The sequence below is a fragment of the Paenalcaligenes sp. Me131 genome (assembly GCF_050487225.1).
In the GTDB taxonomy this organism is placed as follows: Bacteria; Pseudomonadota; Gammaproteobacteria; order Burkholderiales; family Burkholderiaceae_B; genus Paenalcaligenes.
On sequence record NZ_JBKQGY010000003.1, the window covers coordinates 1 to 19,297 of the forward strand.

The 19,297-nt window shown below is 49.5% G+C and carries 21 protein-coding genes and 1 other RNA gene; 12 read left to right on the forward strand and 10 right to left on the reverse strand.

From position 1 onward, the window contains the following. Window positions 1-507 precede the first annotated feature (507 nt). Window positions 508-1,059 (reverse strand): peptide-methionine (S)-S-oxide reductase MsrA, encoded by a 552-nt coding sequence (msrA, locus tag ACLPHM_RS11605; RefSeq protein WP_430221403.1) that lies wholly within the window; start codon window positions 1,057-1,059, stop codon window positions 508-510. Between the two features lie 294 nt (window positions 1,060-1,353). Further along, window positions 1,354-2,178, reverse strand: a complete 825-nt coding sequence (locus tag ACLPHM_RS11610) for an IclR family transcriptional regulator (protein ID WP_430221404.1) — start codon at window positions 2,176-2,178, stop codon at window positions 1,354-1,356. 533 nt (window positions 2,179-2,711) lie between these two features. Here ACLPHM_RS11610 and lgt point away from each other — a divergent pair. Continuing rightward, complete coding sequence (gene lgt / locus ACLPHM_RS11615; protein ID WP_430221405.1) at window positions 2,712-3,506, forward strand: prolipoprotein diacylglyceryl transferase; 795 nt, start codon at window positions 2,712-2,714, stop codon at window positions 3,504-3,506. On the opposite strand, the gene ACLPHM_RS11620 is transcribed toward lgt, so the two are convergent. The 4 genes from ACLPHM_RS11620 to ACLPHM_RS11635 form a co-directional block, all read right to left on the reverse strand. Further along, complete coding sequence (locus ACLPHM_RS11620) at window positions 3,460-4,218, reverse strand: SIMPL domain-containing protein (RefSeq protein ID WP_430221406.1); 759 nt, start codon at window positions 4,216-4,218, stop codon at window positions 3,460-3,462. The genes lgt and ACLPHM_RS11620 overlap by 47 nt on opposite strands. 50 nt (window positions 4,219-4,268) lie before the next feature. After that, a non-coding RNA gene (gene ssrS, locus ACLPHM_RS11625) (6S RNA) lies at window positions 4,269-4,455 on the reverse strand. A 37-nt stretch (window positions 4,456-4,492) separates the two neighbouring features. Next, complete coding sequence (locus ACLPHM_RS11630; protein WP_135863549.1) at window positions 4,493-4,804, reverse strand: cell division protein ZapA; 312 nt, start codon at window positions 4,802-4,804, stop codon at window positions 4,493-4,495. A 3-nt stretch (window positions 4,805-4,807) separates the two neighbouring features. Beyond that, the gene (locus ACLPHM_RS11635; RefSeq protein WP_430221407.1) at window positions 4,808-5,215 is read right to left on the reverse strand and encodes a hypothetical protein; all 408 of its coding nucleotides are present in this window, start codon (window positions 5,213-5,215) and stop codon (window positions 4,808-4,810) included. A gap of 226 nt (window positions 5,216-5,441) precedes the next feature. Between ACLPHM_RS11635 and ACLPHM_RS11640 the strand changes: the two genes are divergently transcribed. Then, window positions 5,442-6,365, forward strand: a complete 924-nt coding sequence (locus tag ACLPHM_RS11640; protein ID WP_430221408.1) for an NAD(P)-dependent oxidoreductase — start codon at window positions 5,442-5,444, stop codon at window positions 6,363-6,365. 43 nt (window positions 6,366-6,408) lie between these two features. Here the strand turns inward: ACLPHM_RS11640 and ACLPHM_RS11645 are convergent, their stop codons facing one another. Beyond that, window positions 6,409-6,972: an RNA pyrophosphohydrolase gene (locus ACLPHM_RS11645; RefSeq protein ID WP_135863546.1), complete on the reverse strand. Its 564-nt coding sequence runs from the start codon at window positions 6,970-6,972 to the stop codon at window positions 6,409-6,411. Window positions 6,973-7,037: 65 nt separating this feature from the next. On the opposite strand from ACLPHM_RS11645, the gene ACLPHM_RS11650 reads away from it, so the two are divergent. From ACLPHM_RS11650 to ACLPHM_RS11690, 9 genes are all read left to right on the forward strand, one after another. Beyond that, the gene (locus ACLPHM_RS11650; protein ID WP_430221409.1) at window positions 7,038-8,780 is read left to right on the forward strand and encodes a proline--tRNA ligase; all 1,743 of its coding nucleotides are present in this window, start codon (window positions 7,038-7,040) and stop codon (window positions 8,778-8,780) included. Then, entirely contained in the window at window positions 8,777-9,172 is a 396-nt protein-coding gene (ybgC, locus tag ACLPHM_RS11655) for a tol-pal system-associated acyl-CoA thioesterase (RefSeq protein WP_430221410.1), read from the forward strand. Before ACLPHM_RS11650 ends, ybgC begins: the two co-directional genes overlap by 4 nt. Before the next feature lie 2 nt (window positions 9,173-9,174). Then, on the forward strand, window positions 9,175-9,849 hold the full coding sequence (tolQ, locus tag ACLPHM_RS11660) for a protein TolQ (protein WP_430221411.1): 675 nt from the start codon (window positions 9,175-9,177) through the stop codon (window positions 9,847-9,849). 2 nt (window positions 9,850-9,851) lie between these two features. Next, a complete protein-coding gene (gene tolR / locus ACLPHM_RS11665) occupies window positions 9,852-10,280 on the forward strand; it encodes a protein TolR (protein ID WP_430221412.1) in 429 nt (142 codons plus the stop codon). A gap of 2 nt (window positions 10,281-10,282) precedes the next feature. Next, on the forward strand, window positions 10,283-11,416 hold the full coding sequence (gene tolA / locus ACLPHM_RS11670; RefSeq protein WP_430221413.1) for a cell envelope integrity protein TolA: 1,134 nt from the start codon (window positions 10,283-10,285) through the stop codon (window positions 11,414-11,416). Window positions 11,417-11,433: 17 nt separating this feature from the next. Next, complete coding sequence (gene tolB, locus ACLPHM_RS11675) at window positions 11,434-12,744, forward strand: Tol-Pal system beta propeller repeat protein TolB (protein WP_430221414.1); 1,311 nt, start codon at window positions 11,434-11,436, stop codon at window positions 12,742-12,744. 37 nt (window positions 12,745-12,781) lie between these two features. Then, entirely contained in the window at window positions 12,782-13,282 is a 501-nt protein-coding gene (pal, locus tag ACLPHM_RS11680) for a peptidoglycan-associated lipoprotein Pal (protein WP_430221415.1), read from the forward strand. 80 nt (window positions 13,283-13,362) lie between these two features. After that, window positions 13,363-14,034 carry a tol-pal system protein YbgF gene (gene ybgF / locus ACLPHM_RS11685; protein WP_430221416.1) on the forward strand — a complete coding sequence of 224 codons (672 nt, stop codon included), beginning with the start codon at window positions 13,363-13,365 and terminating at the stop codon, window positions 14,032-14,034. A gap of 64 nt (window positions 14,035-14,098) precedes the next feature. Then, window positions 14,099-14,911: an alpha/beta fold hydrolase gene (locus ACLPHM_RS11690; RefSeq protein WP_430221417.1), complete on the forward strand. Its 813-nt coding sequence runs from the start codon at window positions 14,099-14,101 to the stop codon at window positions 14,909-14,911. Between the two features lie 51 nt (window positions 14,912-14,962). Here the strand turns inward: ACLPHM_RS11690 and ACLPHM_RS11695 are convergent, their stop codons facing one another. Continuing rightward, complete coding sequence (locus ACLPHM_RS11695) at window positions 14,963-15,475, reverse strand: copper chaperone PCu(A)C (RefSeq protein ID WP_430221418.1); 513 nt, start codon at window positions 15,473-15,475, stop codon at window positions 14,963-14,965. 567 nt (window positions 15,476-16,042) lie between these two features. On the opposite strand from ACLPHM_RS11695, the gene ACLPHM_RS11700 reads away from it, so the two are divergent. Beyond that, entirely contained in the window at window positions 16,043-17,431 is a 1,389-nt protein-coding gene (locus tag ACLPHM_RS11700) for an MATE family efflux transporter (RefSeq protein WP_430221419.1), read from the forward strand. Window positions 17,432-17,514: 83 nt separating this feature from the next. Here ACLPHM_RS11700 and ACLPHM_RS11705 read toward each other — a convergent pair whose 3' ends face one another. Together ACLPHM_RS11705 and leuE are read right to left on the reverse strand one after the other, a co-directional pair. Then, window positions 17,515-18,501: a diaminopimelate dehydrogenase gene (locus ACLPHM_RS11705; RefSeq protein WP_430222016.1), complete on the reverse strand. Its 987-nt coding sequence runs from the start codon at window positions 18,499-18,501 to the stop codon at window positions 17,515-17,517. Between the two features lie 25 nt (window positions 18,502-18,526). Then, window positions 18,527-19,174 (reverse strand): leucine efflux protein LeuE, encoded by a 648-nt coding sequence (leuE, locus tag ACLPHM_RS11710; RefSeq protein WP_430221420.1) that lies wholly within the window; start codon window positions 19,172-19,174, stop codon window positions 18,527-18,529. Window positions 19,175-19,297: the final 123 nt, after the last annotated feature.

The following is a 19,297-nucleotide window of genomic DNA, read 5'->3' on the forward strand; positions in this document are numbered from 1 at the left end:
TGGTAGTGGTAGTGGTAGTGGTAGTGGTAGTGGTAGTGGTAGTGGTAGTGGTAGTGGTAGTGGTAGTGGTAGTGGTAGTGGTAGTGGTAGTGGTAGTGGTAGTGGTAGTGGTAGTGGTAGTGGTAGTCGAACGCTAGACCAACAAAAACCACCAACGTACTTATGCGTCTACAAATCTGTCGCTAGCAAAACACCAACCTACTATATATAGAGCCTATGTGTATGTAATGGAAACCTTCGCCATACTCACCTGTGACTGAAGGAGCTTTTCAGCACTGTTCTCTATATAGATAGAACAATGATGCGTCATTGTCCTCCGAGCATATGGACACGCGCCGTCCCCAGCGCCCTTTCTCTGAAATCAAGACTGAAACTTCACGCCTTACCCTATCTATATAAAAAGGGCTCTATATATAGAGCTCTTTTTAAACACTGCAGCTGTTTGTACATACTGACTGCGTGCATCACGAAGATATCAGCGGTACTACACATATACACTTGTTAGCACTAGGCCTTTTTCAATCGCCCGCGGAACTGCTCTCGAAACTTTCGCAACTTAGGCTCGATGATGACCCGGCAGTAGCCTTGTTGTGGGTTACGTTCGTAATATTCGTGGTGCACCATTTCCGCTGACCAAAAACGGCTAGCAGGACGCAATTGCGTGACCACAGGTTTAGATAATAGCTGTGTCACCTTCTGAATCATTGCTTCAGCCTGATGACGCTGCTGCTGGGATTGGTAAAAAATTACCGATGCATATTGCGCCCCCACATCATTACCCTGCCTATCTAAGGTAGTGGGATCGTGTATGGCGAAAAATACCGCCAACAACTCCTCAAAATCTATACGTAGTGGGTCAAAGCGGATTTGCACCACCTCAATATGACCGGTATGCCCAGCGCAGACCTCTTCATAACTAGGATTTTCCAGTTTGCCTCCGGCGTATCCTGGTAACACTTGCTCCACACCATCCAATTGCGCGAATGCCGGCTCCAGACACCAAAAGCACCCGCCACCCAAAAGAGCGGTCTCTATTTGTCTGTCTTCATGCTTGTCCATAACTCGTCTCCTGTACTAATCATCACCCTATACACGTGAGCCACGCACAGATAATAGAGCTTACCGATAAAGCCAAAGCATCAGCTTCCCTCTTATGATACCTAATCTGCCGAGGCATTAAAGCCCAGCTAGCTCTATCAGACTACATTCTTGCCAGTACCATGACAAATAACAAGGTGATGAAATTACACAGAGCCTACACCTCTACTTTTCAGTCACTTATAGAACCACCGCATAACATTATTTTTTAGACTCGCCTTCCTATTACCTATATCTACAAAAGCACCGCACCAATCACAACCTATAAAACTTATTATATTTATTAGCAGATATACTTTTTATAATATTAATCACCCTTGGCCCTATATCATTTTCTATTTTATCTTTACTTAATACAAAATCTGCAGCACTACAGTCTACAACCATGTAATTCCCATCAGCATCAAAAAATGGAACGGCCACACCATTAATTCCTTTTTTCCATTCTCCTAAAGACACGCAAAAACCCCGTAGCCTATAGTCGTACAAGGCTTGAGTAATTCCTGCCTCTGTTTTTGCCCAGGCATGTAAATCCACATCACGTAATTGCTCTAGCAACACATGACGCTGGGCTTCTGGCAAACCCGCCACATACGCCCTACCCATAGACGTACTTGCCAACGGCAACCGCACTCCAATATCACTACTACGCGTATCCAAGACAGAACTACCTCGTATGCTATCTATGCATACTATGCTCTGCCTATCTCCCATTCCTAGAGATACGGTGATTTGCGCATACTCAGCCAAACGCTGCAACAAGGGCCTCAGCTTATCGCGCACGGATAAGCTAGACAAAAACACATGCCCCAAAGACACCACGCCTATACCTAATGAGTACTTGGAGAGTTTTGGTGAGAAGTCCAAGTACCCCAGCTTGACCAACGTACCAGCCAATCTCGCTACCGAAGGCTTGGGAATGCCTGATCGTCTGGAGAGCTCTGCCACCCCCACGAAACGCTCATCTGCACCAAAGCACCTTAGTAACTCAAAGCCTCGCCCTAAGGCATATACGAAACTACGCTCTTTGGGACTATCAGCCAGCCTAATGAAATCGTTATTTTTATAGCCCCTCTTCATATGGATGATCCTTTAATTATTATCAACTCATTCTTTCACCCAAATAAATTTGCAGTCAATAAAAACTCCATTCTGTTTCGCCTGTCAAAACAAATACATATAAAGTATCGCCAGACGAAACACTACGATTTCATACCTTAAACCCCATCAACATATATCCAAGAATATATTTTCTTATTTTCTTTTTTATTTCCATAAGTTTTATAAAAACAAAATCAGAACCTGCATCAATTAGGCAATAGATATTTCTCGTATCCCTATCAGATAACTCTGACAGATACCTCCACTCCCGCCCTTCACACCGCCTCATCATCCCGCTTTTTCTACAGATTTCGCGCTCACTGAACCCTTGAAAACCATAAGCAACATTACCCATAGAACTTTTGATCCATACACCATCGTTCTGGCCATTGCAGAAAGCCACTACGCGCTATAGCAGGGAACGAGTGCAATCAACATCTGTCATAATGGTTACCGCCTCTCTGAACAGCCATCTCAAACATGGCTTTTGCATGACACTGACCTACATAACTATGCTTGTACACCCACAGTTCAACCCCATTGCCCTACAACTTGGCCCCATTGCCATTCATTGGTATGGTTTGATGTACTTAATTGGCTTTGCATTGGTATGGATGCTGGGCACAGCGCGAATACGCAAAGGTTTAGCCCCCGTCAACCGCCAAGGCTTAGAAGACCTGATTTTCTATTGCGTAGCAGGCGTGATTTTGGGTGGGCGTTTAGGCTATGTGTTGTTCTATAAACCCGCCTATTACTTACAGCACCCACTAGAGGTCTTCTACATTTGGCAAGGCGGCATGGCCTTTCACGGTGGTCTGTTAGGCGTACTAGCAGCTATGGCACTATTTGCCTATAAGCGAAAAATCAGCTTTTTCACAGTAAGTGATTTTCTTGCCCCCTTGGTTCCGCTAGGTTTAGCCGCTGGTCGATTAGGAAATTTTATCAACGGCGAACTATGGGGAAGAGCTAGCTCTATGCCATGGGCAATGGTATTTCCACAAGCACAAGACGGTATTGCACGACATCCATCTCAGCTATACCAAATGGCGCTGGAAGGCATATTGCTGTTTATTATTCTTTGGCTATACAGCAGCAAGCCACGCGCGACGGGCAAAACTAGCGGCCTATTTTTAATGGGATATGGTTTTTTCCGCTTTATTGTTGAGTACACCCGCGAACCAGATAGTTTCTTGGGCTTACTCACAGCTGGCCTTTCTATGGGCCAGCTGTTGTCGTTACCTATGGTACTGGTAGGCCTGTTTATTTTCCTCCGAGCAGGTAAACAGAACCATTCACCGACACACTAACTTGCTCTGTACCACTTTCTAGCGGCATGCTCTCTGAGCCCATTGCTTTGAATGAGCCAGCGTCTGCCGCCATTGCACGCATCACAGGTGGACGGAAATAACCACCTGAACCACCTACATTCACCTCATTCAAACGAAAATCCGTATACCCCATGCTGGATGCAATTTGCTTGGCACGGCTTTGGAAACGTTTGATTGCGTCTTCTGTTAGGGTTTCTTCATGTTTGGCACGTGTTTCTGGGGAGACCGAGAAACTCAGGCCAGCAATGGGCATATCTTTAGACAGTTTAGCCGCTAGCTCACTTGCTGCTGGTACGTTGGTGGACTCCAACTGCACCTCTGCACGGCCTCTCCATCCGGTAATAACGCCCTTTCTATCGCTATTTGGATAAACACGGTAGTTACCGCTACTCACCTTCACCACATCTTGCTTACGCCCCTCGGCCAATACGGCCTCTAGCGCTTCACGTAATTTTTTATCTACGTTTGCTTGCTGAGCATCATCGAACTCTGCCGCTAGATAAATCGTCACTGTATCTTGCTCTACCTCAGCAAACGCTTCGGACTGCAGACTAATGACGGGCGGACGCTGTAGCGCTTTAGAGGTTTCCTCTTCGTTTGCCATTGCACTTAATGGCAGGGCCAACATCCCATATGCAGCGAGGATTGCTGCTGCCGCTTTTTTGGGAGAAAGGGTTCGTTTAGTCCGCATAGAAACTCCTTAACAAAAAAAGCCCGTTGCAAAATGCAACGAGCTTTGAAAATTGCCCCACCTGTGCCGTCAAGGCTGGCATCCTGGGAACCGAGGGTCCAAAGATTGGCCGCCATCATATAAGTTTCGGGTTCGCTATCTTGTAGCGATCGCTCCTGCTTATAAATCCAGCGACCTGAATGCCATAAGCATTGGTTCAAGGAATATATAGCCACGTCACGAACACGGCAGGGACTTACTGGGTGATCCATCGCCATAAGCATGGATCGAATCTTTAACGAGCTACAGCCTCTGGACCAACAACTTGATCAATCAACTGATGCATGTCTTCTATTTTACGCTTGAAATCGCCTAATGCAAGGTTACTCAGTGGGCCATCCGGAGCGCGCAATGTCAGGAATTCTAAAGCCAACTGTATAGCAACCATGGTAGCGATGCGTTCGTTACCCACTATTTTACCGCTATCTTGCACGCGCTTCATACGTTTTTCTACGTGCGCTACCGCAGACAGCAAATCGGCCTTCTCAGAAGGTGCGCACGCCAAGGTGTATTCGCGCCCTAACAGAGTGATATTAATACGTTCCATGTCTTATTCCTGCTCGATATGGCCTGGCAAACGCTGCAATACAGCGGTGACTTGATCACGCGCTTGTTCAGCAACCTGACGCAACTCGTGATTATGACCTAAGCTAAGTTCCAGCTGGTCTCTAAGCTTTTGGGCTTCATCTTGGTGCTGAACCAGCTCTACAAACAGAGCCTCCTGCACCTGTTCGGCCTGTTTGCGTGCAGCATCAACGTCTGCTTGGTGTCGCACCGATATTTCCGCCATGGACGCATAGTCGGCTTGCTGCTTGTCTAACTGTTCTCGTAATGACGCGCACTCCCCTTCTAGGGTTTTGATGCGTGACAATAGAGCGGACCGCTCAGACTTGAGTTGGGTGGCGTACGCGGCCAACGCACTAAGTCTATCGGCTAGATGGTTAAGATCCTGGAGCATAGTTATGTAGTAGACGAGTAGTCAGAACCATTCAAAACATGTGCACATCATAACCCTGAACAGCCTAGCTAATGGTAAAAAAGACAGTACAGCGCAAAAATCGCCCTGATGCCACACCTTACAATTATTCTAAACTGGACAGGAATGCCTTCACACAGGCATGATCGTAACCCTTAACCTTTTCACTCGTAAATCCCTAGCATCGCAGCTTCACTAGGAGAACTCCATGCCTTCTATACAGAAAAAAATGTATGCCCCGCTAACCTCCGCAAAAGTAGCCTTTATAGGTTTAGGGGTAATGGGGTTCCCGATGGCTGGCCACCTTGCACAAGCGGGCCACCATGTCACCGTGTACAACCGCACGCACAGCAAAGCGCTGGCATGGCAAGCTGAGTTCGGCAATCATGTCGCTACTACGCCAGCCGAAGCAGCACGTGATGCTGATTTTGTGATGTTCTGTGTGGGTAATGACGATGACCTGCGCGAGGTTATTCAAGGCGAAAATGGTGCTTTGCTACACGCCAAAGCCGGTAGCTTATTTATTGATCACACCACTGCCTCTGCTAATGTGGCCCGTGAAATGGCCAGCGTCTGCGCAGAAAAGTCAGTAGGTTTTATGGATGCGCCTATCTCGGGAGGCCAAAGCGGTGCCGAAGCCGGTAAGCTCAGCATTATGTGCGGCGGCTCTGAGAGTAACTTCAAAAAAGCCCTGCCTTATCTGGAGCACTACGGCACTATCATCGAACTGTTGGGTGACACTGGTTCTGGTCAGCTATGCAAAATGGTGAACCAAATTTGCGTAGTCAGCGTGATTCAAGGCTTGGCCGAAGCCTTAGCATTTGGTGAAAACGCCGGTTTGGATATGCAGCGCGTCGTTAAAGTGATTGGTGGTGGTGCAGCCTCTAGCTGGCAAATGCACAACCGCAGCCAAACCATGCTAGATCGTGAGTTTGATTTTGGATTCGCCGTTGACTGGGTACGCAAAGACTTGGGCTTGATACTTAACGAAGCCCGCAACAATGGTGCCCGCCTGCCCATCACAGCGCTAATTGATCAACTGTACGCACAAGTGCAAGAGCAAGGCGGTGGTCGACTAGATAGCTCTAGTCTGATTACCCTGCTCGGGAAATCACAACCACTGCAATCCTAAATAAAAAAAAGCGACACACCACGAGGTGTGTCGCCATGCTTTGTCATTCAGACGGTAAAATTAGACTTTTAGCTGCTGTCTTTACCTTACCGCTGGGATGTAGACGTTGCCTCAAATAACGGGATTCTTGCCTGTGTTTGAACAACAGACTTGATAGCTCGTTAAGTGCCTGCAGGTACACCTCACGTTTGAAGTCGATGACGGCATCCATAGGAACCCAATACTGGCTCCAACGCCATGCATCGAATTCAGGTGTAGAGGAGGTACGCAAGCTAACATCGCTATCACGTCCCACCATACGCAGCAAAAACCAAATTTGTTTTTGCCCTTTATAGTGGCCGCGTGATTCACGACGTATATAGTGATTGGGAACGTTATACCGTAACCAATCGCGGGTCCGCCCCAAAATACGCACGTGTTCGGGAAGCAAACCAACTTCCTCGTAAAGCTCCCGGTACATAGCTTGCACCGGACTTTCACCGTAGTTGATGCCTCCTTGAGGAAACTGCCAGGCATGTTCCCGGATTCGTTTCCCCCAGAACACTTCATTCTTGCGATTTGCCAGAATGATGCCAACATTGGGACGGTAGCCTTCACGGTCTAACATGGGCCACCTCTATGCAAAATTCAATACAATTACTTTAATTATACGTATCACTTGAGTTCACTACCATGCATGCAAGCCAGTATCACATTAATACCTTAAAAGAAGCCCCTACAGAAGCCGAAGTTGCTAGCCATCAGCTAATGACTCGAGCAGGTATGATTCGCCGCGCTGCTGGCGGCGTCTACTCCTACATGCCATTGGGCCTGAAAGTATTGCGCAAGATTGAGAAAATTGTGCGCGAAGAAATGGACCGCGCCGGCGCACTGGAATTGCTCATGCCTGTAGTACAGCCCGCCGAGCTGTGGCAAGAGTCTGGCCGTTGGGATAAATATGGCGCCGAACTGTTGAGAATCAAGGATAGACACAATCGTGACTTCATCCTGCAGCCCACCTCTGAAGAGCTGGTGACTGATATTGCCCGCAATGAAATTCACAGCTGGCGTCAGTTGCCTGTGAATTTTTATCACATCCAAACAAAATTCCGTGATGAGCGCCGCCCTCGCTTTGGTTTGATGCGTGGCCGTGAGTTCACCATGAAAGATGCCTACTCTTTTGACCGTGATGTTGAGTCAGCACAAGCGAGCTACGACAACATGTTCAATGCCTACATGCAAATCTTTTCTCGCCTAGGCTTGGAGTTCCGCGCTGTTGCTGCCGACACCGGTTCTATTGGTGGTTCACGTAGTCACGAATTCCAAGTGATTGCAGATACTGGCGAAGACGCTCTGGTCTACAACCCAGAAACTGACTACGCCGCCAACATGGAACTGGCCGAAGCTGCATGTTTGATTGCTGAGCGTGCTGCGCCTAGCCGTGAGCTGACTAAAGTCGCCACCCCTGCCGCCGCCAAATGCGAAGCTGTTGCTGAGTTGTTGGGCCGCCCATTGACCGACACTGTGAAATCAGTGGTTTTGGCTACAGACATCCTTGATGAAAAAACCAAAGCCACCACAACAAAAATCTGGCTGCTGTTGATCCGTGGCGATCACGAACTGAACGAAGTCAAAGTTTCCAAACTACCAGGCTTTGAACAAGGCCACCGTTTAGCTTCTGAAGCAGAAATCATTGAAGCTTTTGGCTGCAAGCCTGGCTTCTTGGGCCCAATCAATACAAAACAACCAGTAGGCTTGGTCGTAGATAGTACCGTTGCCAACATGCACGACTTCATCTGCGGCGCAAACGAAGAAGACTTCCACTACGATGGCGTGAACTGGGGCCGTGATCTGCCTGAGCCTACCGTTGCTGACTTGCGTAATGTCGTGCATGGCGACCCAGACCCTCGTGGCGGCACCTTGGCTATTCAACGCGGTATTGAAGTAGGTCACGTGTTCTTCTTGGGCGATACCTACTCCAAAAAACTGAACGCTACGTTCTTAGATAAAGACGGCAAACCTAGCATCATGCAAATGGGTTGCTACGGCATTGGTGTGAGCCGTATTGCTGCTGCAGCAATTGAGCAAAACCACGACGAAAAAGGTATGATCTGGCCACGCGCCATTGCACCTTTTGAGGTAGTGGTTTGTGGCTTGGGTCTCAACAAGAGCGAAATCGCTCGTGCCGAGGCCGAAAAAATCTACCAAGCCCTTAAAGCCAAAGGCGTGGATGTGATTTTTGACGATAGAGATATTCGTCCCGGTGTGATGTTTGCCGATTGGGAACTTATTGGCGTACCTGTACGCATCACCGTAGGCGAGCGTGGTCTGCAAGAAAACATTGTAGAACTGCAAGCAAGACGTGACGGCGTAGTACAAAAAGTAGCACCTGACACCGTGGTAGAAGAGGCTCTGCGCCTACTGGAAACACTATGATACAGATTCGCGTATATTACGAAGACACGGATGCGGGAGGCATTGTATTCTATGCCAACTATCTGAAGTTCTTTGAACGTGCGCGCACTGAATGGTTACGAGGACTGGGCATCAACCAGTCCTCCATGGCAGCAACTACTGGGCAAATATTTGTTGTCAAGAATGTTGAAATACAATATCGCAAACCAGCTGGTTTAGACGATCTGCTAACCATTCAAAGCACCATCCAACACCTTGGCTCTGCCTCTATAACTTTTCAGCAAAGCGCTTGGCGTGATACTGAACTGTTATGCGAAAGTAGTGTCCAAGTGGTTTGCGTGGACGCTCAAAATCTGCGACCAGCTAAGTTCAACCCCGAATTACGTTCTACTCTGGAAAAGGCATTAGACTAACCATGCAACCCACAGGCGATCTGTCGCTACTGACTCTACTACTCGATGCCAGCATCCCCGTTCAGCTCGTTATGCTGATTTTGCTCGGTATCTCGATTTTGTCTTGGGCGTATATTTTCAGTAAGCGTGCTACGCTGAAACGCGCCACAGAGCAAACCCGAGACTTTGAAGACGATTTCTGGGCAGGTGGTGATCTAAGCGCCCTGCAACAATCTATTGGCTCGCGCCGTGATGAACATGGTGCATTAGCACGTATTTTTGAAGCAGGTATGGCTGAGTTCTTAAAAGCCCGCCGCACATCCCAACGTGGTGAAGCATTGCTGGACGGCCCTCGCCGCGCCATGCGTGCAGCGTATCAACGTGAACTAGATAGCCTAGAAACCAACTTAAGTTTCTTGGCTTCCGCTGGTTCCGTTAGTCCCTACATTGGTTTGCTTGGTACTGTCTGGGGGATTATGCATGCGTTTATCGGTTTATCCGGTGCACAGTCCGCTACGCTGGCTTCTGTTGCCCCTGGTATTGCTGAGGCACTGATTGCCACCGCTATTGGTCTGTTTGCCGCGATTCCTGCTGTAGTAGCGTACAACCGTTACACCACAGAGATCGATAGACTGTCTATTCGCTTTGACGGCTTCATCGACGAATTCCTGAATATTCTGCAACGCCAGGTGCAATAAGCATGCCATCCATACGTAACAGTACAGGACGCGGTCGCCGCCGGCTGAAAAATGACATTAATGTGGTCCCCTACATTGATGTCATGTTGGTACTGCTGGTGATTTTCATGGTGACAGCGCCCATGATCACGCCCGGAATTATCGATTTACCTACAGTAGGTCAGGCATCTGAAGTGCCAGCAGTGCCTATTGAGGTACAGATAGACAAAGAAGGACAAGTGTCTTTGCGTTTACGTGAAGGTGGCTCTGAGTTCCAAGACGTGGACAAAGCTAACCTGATCACTGAAATTCAAGCGCTGATGCAAAATGAAAACCCCATCGTGATTGCTGCGGATGGCAAAGTCCCTTATGAAACCGTTATGGAGCTTATGGACCAACTGCGCAGTCAGGGCTTTACCCGCTTGGGTCTGCTAGTCAATAAAGACGAGTAGGTATGAAAGTATTCAAGCACGCATTACGTCAGAACAATTCACGCACACCAGAAGCCCAAGACCAGCGTCGTGGGCTGATGTATGCGTTGATTCTGCACGGTCTGCTGTTGCTTGCTTTGGTCATCAGTCTCTTTGCCACACCTCGCTCTCCTAACCCTGTACAGATAGAACTGTGGGCCGAGGGCGATGTGGCGATTGCCGAAAACCAAGACGAGCCCATCGCAGAACCCGACGAGCCAGAACCACAACCTGAACCAGATCCTACTCCCGTGGCACCTAAACCACCGGAAGTAACACCCGAACCTACGCCAACCCCTGCTCAAAGCGCACCGCCTGAAGTTGACCCTGACATTGCTTTGGCCGAAGCCAAACGCAAGAAAGACGAGGAAGACCGCAGAAAAGCAGAGGCAGACCGTAAGGCTCGAGAAGAAGCAGATCGTAAAGCCCGCGAGGAAGCCGACCGTAAAGCACGGGCTGATGCAGAGCAACGCGCACGAACCGAAGCTGACCGTAAAGCGCGCGAAGAAGCAGAGCAACGTGCTAAAGCCGAAGCGGATCGCAAAGCTCGTGAAGAAGCGGATCAACGCGCTAAAGCTGAAGCTGACCGTAAGGCCCGAGAAGAAGCCGAGCAACGTGCCAAAGCAGAGGCAGATCGCAAAGCCCGTGAGGAAGCAGAGCGTAAAACGCGTGCTGAAGCCGAACAACGAGTTCGTGCTGAAACACAACGCCGTGCTCGCGAAGAAGCTGAACGCAAAGCCAGAGAAGACGCCTTCCGTGCCGCTATGTTGGGCGACGGACAGCAGATTGCTGGTGCTGCAGGTGGTACATCTAACCGCAACCAAGTAGGTGGTGGCGGTGGTAATGACGGTTACGGCGCTCAGGTTCGTGCCTGCGTTCGTCCTAAGGTCATTTACAATACACCTGCACGCAGTGGAGGTAACAACCCAACACTCAGTTATCGTGCCGATCTGAATAGTGATGGTACGGTACGTAGTGTACGAATACTGAGATCATCGGGTATTGCCCTGTTCGATGATGCAGTACAAAAAGGGATAGCCAAGTGCTCGCCCTTCCCCAAACCGCCTAATGGCCGCTATCCTTCGTATATTGATGGCGAATATCGTATGTACGAGTAATCAGGAGAATACCGAACATGACCGCAGCATACTCCGCTAACATCCAGGGCCGCCGCCGTTGGCGCTCCATGTTCGCCGGGCTTGTCGCTCTGGCGGCAGGACTGTTGAGCACCAGCCCGGCCCAAGCTCAGCTTAGGGTGGATATTTCCGGTGTAGGGGCTACACAGTACCCCATCGCCGTGGCTGACTTTGCCAACAACCAGGCAGCCCAGTCCGTGGCCGAAATCATACGTGCCGACCTTAGCCGTTCTGGTCAGTTTCAACTGATCAACACCAATGGCAGCACCTTGGACGTAAACAGCACCGTAGAGCCTAACGATTGGCGCAATCGTGGCGCCGATTATTTGGCATATGGTTCTGTTACCCAAGACGGTGGCCAGTACACCGTGCAATACCGTCTGATCGACACCGTTAATAAAAATGAAATGGATGCGATCGCTTTTGCAGGCTCTGAAAAAGAGTTAAGACGTGTTTCGCACCAAATTGCAGACCGTATTTACGAAAAAATCACGGGTGTTCGTGGCGTGTTTTCCACACGCATTGCCTATGTGTTACAGAATGGCAACAACTACGAACTGCAAATTGCAGACGCCGATGGCCAAAACCCACAGGTCATGCTGCGCTCCCAGCAACCCATCATCTCGCCAGCTTGGTCGCCAGATGGTAGCAAAATTGCCTACGTAAGCTTTGAGACTGAAAAGCCTGTGGTTTACGTGCAAACTTTAGCTACGGGTAAACGCGAACCTGTTGCTAACTTCAAAGGCAATAACAGCGCCCCTGCTTGGGCTCCTGATGGCCAGCAATTGGCGGTAGTTTTGTCCCGCGATGGTATCTCTCAAATTTATACCATTAACGCAGATGGTTCCGGATTACGCCGTATCATGCGTTCTCCATTGATTGATACTGAACCTACTTTCTCGCCTGATGGCAGCTCGTTAGTGTTCACAAGTGACCGTGGTGGTAACCCACAAATTTACGAAGTCCCCGTAAATGGTGGTGATGCTCGTCGCATTACCTACAATGGGAGCTACAATATATCGCCTGAGGTTTCTCCCGACGGCAATAACCTTGTTTATATTACACGCAGGAATGGTGCATACCGCGTTGCTATTCAAGACATGGCAACAGGCTCTGAACAACTACTGACAAATGGTTCTGACGACCAGTCTCCAAGTTTTGCGCCTAATGGCATGCAAGTGCTTTACAGCTCGAATCAAGGCGGACGTAGCGTACTGGCTGTAACATCTGTTGACGGACGCGTGCGGCAAACCCTGTCATCATTGAACGGAAAAGTACGTGAACCAACCTGGGGTCCATTTACTAATTAACTCGTTTTCTGTGTGACTCTTTTTTAAAGGAACTCAAATGAGCTCGCGCATTTTTAAAGGTTTTTTATTAGCTTCAATGTCCATGGTATTAGCAGCATGTAGTTCTGTTGCTTTGGACGACAATGGCAGTGGTACAGGCGGCGGTTCTACCGGCGGCCCATCCTCTGGCCAAATTATGGATCCGTTCAACCCACAAAGCCCTCTGGCACAACAGCGCTCTGTCTACTTCGAATTTGACAGCTACGTTGTTCCTGAGCAGTACCGTGGTCTGGTAGAGATGCACTCCACCTACCTGACTAGCCACCCACAGCAACACATCCGTATCGAAGGTAACGCAGATGAGCGTGGTGGTTCCGAGTACAACTTGGCTCTGGGTCAACGCCGTTCCGACGCAGTTGCTCGCATGATGAGCCTGCTGGGTGTAAACGCCAACCAAATCGAAGCCATCAGCTTCGGTAAAGAGCGTCCTCGTGCTCACGGTAACACCGAAGCCGACTACGCTGAAAACCGTCGTGCAGACATCGTTTACCAGCGTTAATTTTTAAAAGCTGGTTTACACTAAACGCCGTGGTGGCAAGTTTGCCCATCACGGCGTTTTTATTGACTCGAGACACTGACATGAAGAACTTGCCTTTACGCCGACTGTTATTGCCCTCCCTCGCCTCGCTGTTTCTGTTTACAGCAGTGCCTGCCCAAGCTTTTGCCGATGACGAAGCGAGACGCGCTATTCTTGAGCTTCGCCAGCAAATTCGTCAAATGAATGAGCAAAACCAACAAGCCCGCCTACGTTTGGCAGACGAAGTGGATATGCTGCGCCAAGAGGTTGCTACACTACGCGGTAAAGTAGAGCAACTCAGCTGGCAGAATTCACAAGCTCAAGGTGGTGACAACGCTGATCAGACCCTATTTGATGACCCTCAAGAGCAAGCTGCTTACGAAGGCGCCATGGACTTATACCGTAGTGGACAATATCCACAAGCGGCCAGCGGATTCTCTGCTTTCATTGATGCCTATCCAAATAGCCCTCAACTAGACGAAGTACGTTTCTACGAAGGTAGCGCCTTGTATGCCTCACGTAACTTCCGAGCTGCTATCCAAAAGCTGCAAGCACTGGTTAAAGACCACCCAGGTAGCTCACGTGCTGCCGATGCCCTGATGGTGGTGGCATCTAGCGAAGTAGAACAAAACGACCTCGCTTCTGCACAAAAAACCCTACAACGCATCGTCAAAGACTACCCAGGTACAGCAGCGGCCGACACCGCAAAAAGCCGACTGGAACTGCTGCGTTAATCGTGTTAAGCCTCCAAGCGCTCCACCCTCGTGGAGCGCTTTTTCTCATCTGTAGTAGTTCATCATGCTGGAACCTACCGCCTCTTCCCCTCTTTACCTAGATCAGGGCTCAGGCTCACCAGTCGTACTCGTACACGGCTCGTTATGTGATTACCGGTATTGGCGCTGGCAATCCAGTGATCTCTCACGTACGCATCGCGTTATTGCGCCTAGCTTAACGGGTTACTGGCCTACGCTAGAACTTTCCAAATTTGATGCTCGCCTACAAGCAGAACAACTGTTACAGCAATTGGATACGTTGTTAGGCACAGAGAGCATGTTCCATATTGTTGGCCACTCACGCGGTGCTGTCGTCACCCTACTGCTTGCCGAACTGGCCCCGCAGCGGTTGCTCTCCCTCACCTTAGCCGACCCAGGCTTAGTACAAGCCGAAGACGCCCCTGCTGCCTCGTATTTGCGCGATGCCTGTAGCTTAATAGAACAAGGCCAAACCGACGCAGGGCTTGCTCTCTTTGTGGATGCCGTCAATGGCGAAGGAACGTGGCGTCAAATGGTACGTTGGTTCAGAGAAATGGTGCACGACAATGCCCCCACGTTACTGCCGCAATCTACTGAACAACGTTATCTGGTAGATTTGCCTATGCTGACCAAAGCGCTGCGCTGCCCCGTATTGTTTATGGGCGGGCAACATAGCCCCACACGCTATGCTGAATGCATACAGCAGCTCTTGCTGTTCTTTCCTCATGCATATGAAGTCACCATTGCCCATGCGGCCCATGGTATGAACTTAGCGAACCCCAAAGCATTCAATCAAAGCTTATTGCGCTTTCTGCAGGCTGTGGATAACCAAACAGCCAGAACAGCAATCGCTGAATAAGAAACAGGGCCTTCAAAGGCCCTGTTTTCATTGGCACACTATATTACTTGCTTAGTGAGCGTGCTCGTTTCTGGCACCGGCTGCACGTACTTCACATTGTGCAGTAGCTACTTGCTGATTGCTAAATAAGAAACGCATCGTCACGTGCTCACCCACCTGCACTGGGCTGGTGGGTTTCTCTAGCATTGCATGGTAGCCACCCGGTACGAAATCCAGTTGATCACCTGCTGCAATCTCAATTTTGTCAGCCATACGCATTTTGGCTAGACCATCTTCAGTCACTGTTTGGTGCAGCATAATGTCACCATAACGATCTGATTCAGCTGCCAACAATTGCACCGCCTCGGTGCCTTTGTTCAGCACTTCAAAATACCCTGCAGATGGGGCTGGTGTAGGAATGTTACGGATCCAGCAATGCTGCACTTCCACAGAGGTAGCGGCATGTGCTTGTTGCCAAGCAGAACCATGATCCATCATGGCATGACCGCCGTGGCCTTGTGCTTGTACACTCATTGCCACACCCAATGCGCCCAGCGCGCTCAAAATAGTTACTGTTTTTTTCATGAGATTTCCTGTTTGATCTAGAGAGATGTGCTCGTTTCAATCGAGCATGAAGCATTCATCGCACATGGTGCGGTGGTAACACATCAGCAAACAGGTGGAGCCCTTGCCCCTAAAGGCGGCCCAAATCGCCGTGAGCACAGCTGTCTTCGTGGTTGTGGCGGCATTAACGCCAACCCCAACAACAAAACACTGGCTATCAGAGGCAGTATCAGGGAAGGAAGATATTCTTTGCCATGCCCGGCCCCAAACACACAATCGTGAACAGGGTGACTGTCATCGTCCATGGGGGACGATTGCGCCAAGTGCAAGAAAGCTATATTCTGGTTTGACAGGCCATTGACACAGAATGTCAGGGCAGACATGGCCTCTGCACCCAAGGGTGCAGGCATAAATCCCACCGGAATAACACCACGCACCAACACCGCTATCAGCAAGCATGCTGTTAGCGAGATTGACATTAAACGCGAGTAAGCTCTATTCCAGTGACGCATAAGTGCAAGTGTACTATGGCAGCCCCCTGCCAAATGTAATTCTGGGGGGGGGGTTTTATCTTCTCTTGTAACCGGTATGACAACGAACGCAACGCAAACTAGTTGGCTGCAGGAACTCCAAGCCTCCGTACGATTAGGATCCCCGCTGATTCTAACTAACTTGGCGCAAATCGCATTGCTGACTACCAATGTGATTTACATCGGCCACTTAGGTAAGGAACAACTGGCCTCGGCGACCTTGGCGGGGGGTATGTACCAAGCGTGCATGATTTTCAGCTTGGGATTACTGTCTGCCATCATTCCCATGCTGGCCACAACCTTAGGGAAAGATAGGCAAAACAAACACGCTATACGCACCATCATCCACCACGGGTTTTATACCGCCATGCTGGTGTGTTTGCCATTTTGGATACTGCTGTGGAATAGCGAAAGCATACTGTTAATGTTGGGCCAAACGCCCGAAGCCGCCGCATTGGCAGGGCATTACATGCATAGCCTGCAATGGGCGCTGCTACCCTACTTATTCTATCTAGTGCTACGTTCACTGCTGGCTGCCTATGAGCGTCCACTGTGGACACTACTCATCGCAACGTTAGCAATTTTGCTCAATGCTGTTTTGGGCTGGCTATTAATCTTCGGGAACTTTGGGCTACCTGCATTGGGCATCGCTGGCGCAGGGATTTCCAGTGTGCTGTCTAGCGTCTTCATGTTTGTGGGCATGTTAGTCGTTGCACATAAACACCCTGAATTTTCATTTTTACAGTTACGCGCACACCGTTGGACCTTCCAACCCGCTTTACAGTGGGAAATTCTGAAGCTGGGTTTTCCTATTGCCATCACCTTCACGCTGGAAACCATGGTGTTTTATGCTGCCGTGATCATGATGGGGTTAATAGGCTCTACTTCGTTGGCAGCACATGCCATCACCATGCAAATCTGCACTATCACCTATATGTTCCCACTGGGGTTTGGGCAGGTAGCTACGATACGAGTGGGCTTAGCTAACGGTAGAGCTGACCCTAGAGCAGCGGTACGCGCAGGTTGGGCGGCCTATGCCTTAGGGGTAAGCTGCATGGCAATTGCCGCGATACTGATGTGGGGCATGCCTGAACAGCTTATTCGCTTCTTCATCAATATTCATGCCCCCGAAAACCGCGCTGTGATTATCACGGCTACGCACTTTATTTTCTTTGCTGCCCTCTTCCAATTAACCGATGGCGCACAAGCGGTAGCAGCAGGGATGCTACGGGGTTTGTACGACACACGTACCCCCATGTTCTTGGCATTAATTGGCTATTGGTTAATTGGTGTGCCTATTGGCGCTTGGCTGGCCTTCGGTCTAGATATGGAAGGCGTGGGTATATGGATTGGATTGGTATGCGGTCTAACTGTTGTCGCGATCCTGATGACGATGCGCTGGTACCGATACAGCCTACGCTTGCTAGAGCGCGAACACGTGCAATAACCCATAAAGAAAACCTGGCAGAAAAATCTGCCAGGTTCGGGTGCTGCCTAATACAAGCCCGTTTCCGAGCGAGGCGGCAGGTATCATAGAAGTTCCTTACGCAATTGCGCAGCAGATTTGGGTGACAACAAGCCTGGAGCCACATCAAATACTGTTTTCGCACCTGCATCACCAGCTTGAGCCAAACGATGTGCCGCACGAGCATAGGCGACCAATACGCTAGAGGTGAACTCTGGATTGCTACCCAAGGTCAGCGAGTACTCTACGATTTGCGATGTACCAGCACCTGACACACCACTACGAATAACAAAACCACCGTGTGGCATCGCTGAATGGTTAGCTTTCAACTCTGCTTCAGTGATGAAGTTAACAGTCGTGTCGTAATCAGCAAAGTAATCAGGCATGGTCACGATTTCGTTACGCACGCGAGCTTCATCTGCACCATTTTCCAACACAACAAAACACTCACGACGGTGTTTTTCACGTGTGCTCAATTCTGGGTTTTCACCGCTACGTACGCGATTTACAGCGTCTTCGATTGGCAAGGTGTACTGTACGCCAGCTTTTACGCCATCTACACGACGAATCGCATCAGAGTGACCTTGGCTTAAGCCTTTGCCCCAGAATGTGTAGGTGTTGCCTTCTGGCAGAACAACTTCACCAGCCAAACGGTTCAACGAGAACAGACCTGGATCCCAACCTACGGAAATGATGGATACTTTTTTGGTACGGCTAGCTACAGCATCCACAGCAGCAAAGTACTCAGGAATCTTGGCGTGGGTATCAAAACTATCAATAGTGTTGAACCACTCAGCCAATTGTGGGCCTTGCTGTGGCAGGTCGTTTTTGGAGCCACCGCACAGAATCATGACATCCACGTTGTCTTTGTGCTGCTCGGCATCATCCAAGCTGTATACCGACACACCCGCTGTCAGCGGTTTCACATCCGCAGGATTACGACGTGTAAACACCGCTACCAGTTGCATGTCAGGGTTCTGTCGTAGGGCTAGTTCTACACCACGCCCCAGATTGCCATAACCGGCAATCCCTACTCGAACAGGAGAACTCATCATTTTTCCTTTATCAATAAACACATTAACGGGCGAGTGCCATACGCACTGCAAAGCCAATAAACAACAGCCCTACAGCCGCACTCGCACCGCTAGCCAAACGGCGGCGACGCCTGAACGCGCTGGCCAAACGCGCTCCACCAAAGATCAGTGCGGACAAATACACCATACTGAATACTTGTAAAAACACCCCCAGCACTAAAAATGCGAGCCAAGGATGCCCTTTGCTGGGATCGACAAACTGAACAAAAAAGGAAACCAAGAACAAAATGGCTTTAGGGTTTAACAGACTGAGCGTAAGCGCTTTGAAGAACCGGCTTTCGCCATGCCCTTTTTCAGTACTGATAGTACGCACCTCAACAGTGGGTTGAGGGTGCAGTAAAGACCATAGAATGCGGATGCCTAAATAGGCGAGATACACCGCTCCGACTAGGCGAATGGTGTAGAACAAGGCAGGTAAAGTTTGCAGCAAAGAGGCTGCGCCTGCGGCGGTCAGAAACAGCAAAATACTATCGCCGACAAAAATGCCTACAGCCGCTTTATACCCATCACGTACACCATGTGTGGCAGCTGTGGCCAAGACGTACAGTGAGTTGGGACCAGGCAAAAGAATAATCAGGAGCGCACCTGCTAGATAGGTTCCTAAATTGATTACCCCTATACTCTCGAACACCTGCGTCACCTAACTGGAGTTTTTAAAAAACCATATTACTCTAACCTGCGGCAACGCATAATACGCGGCAAAAAAAAACCGGCTCTACGCCGGTAAAAACCCACAAGTATGGTTTTTTCAAAA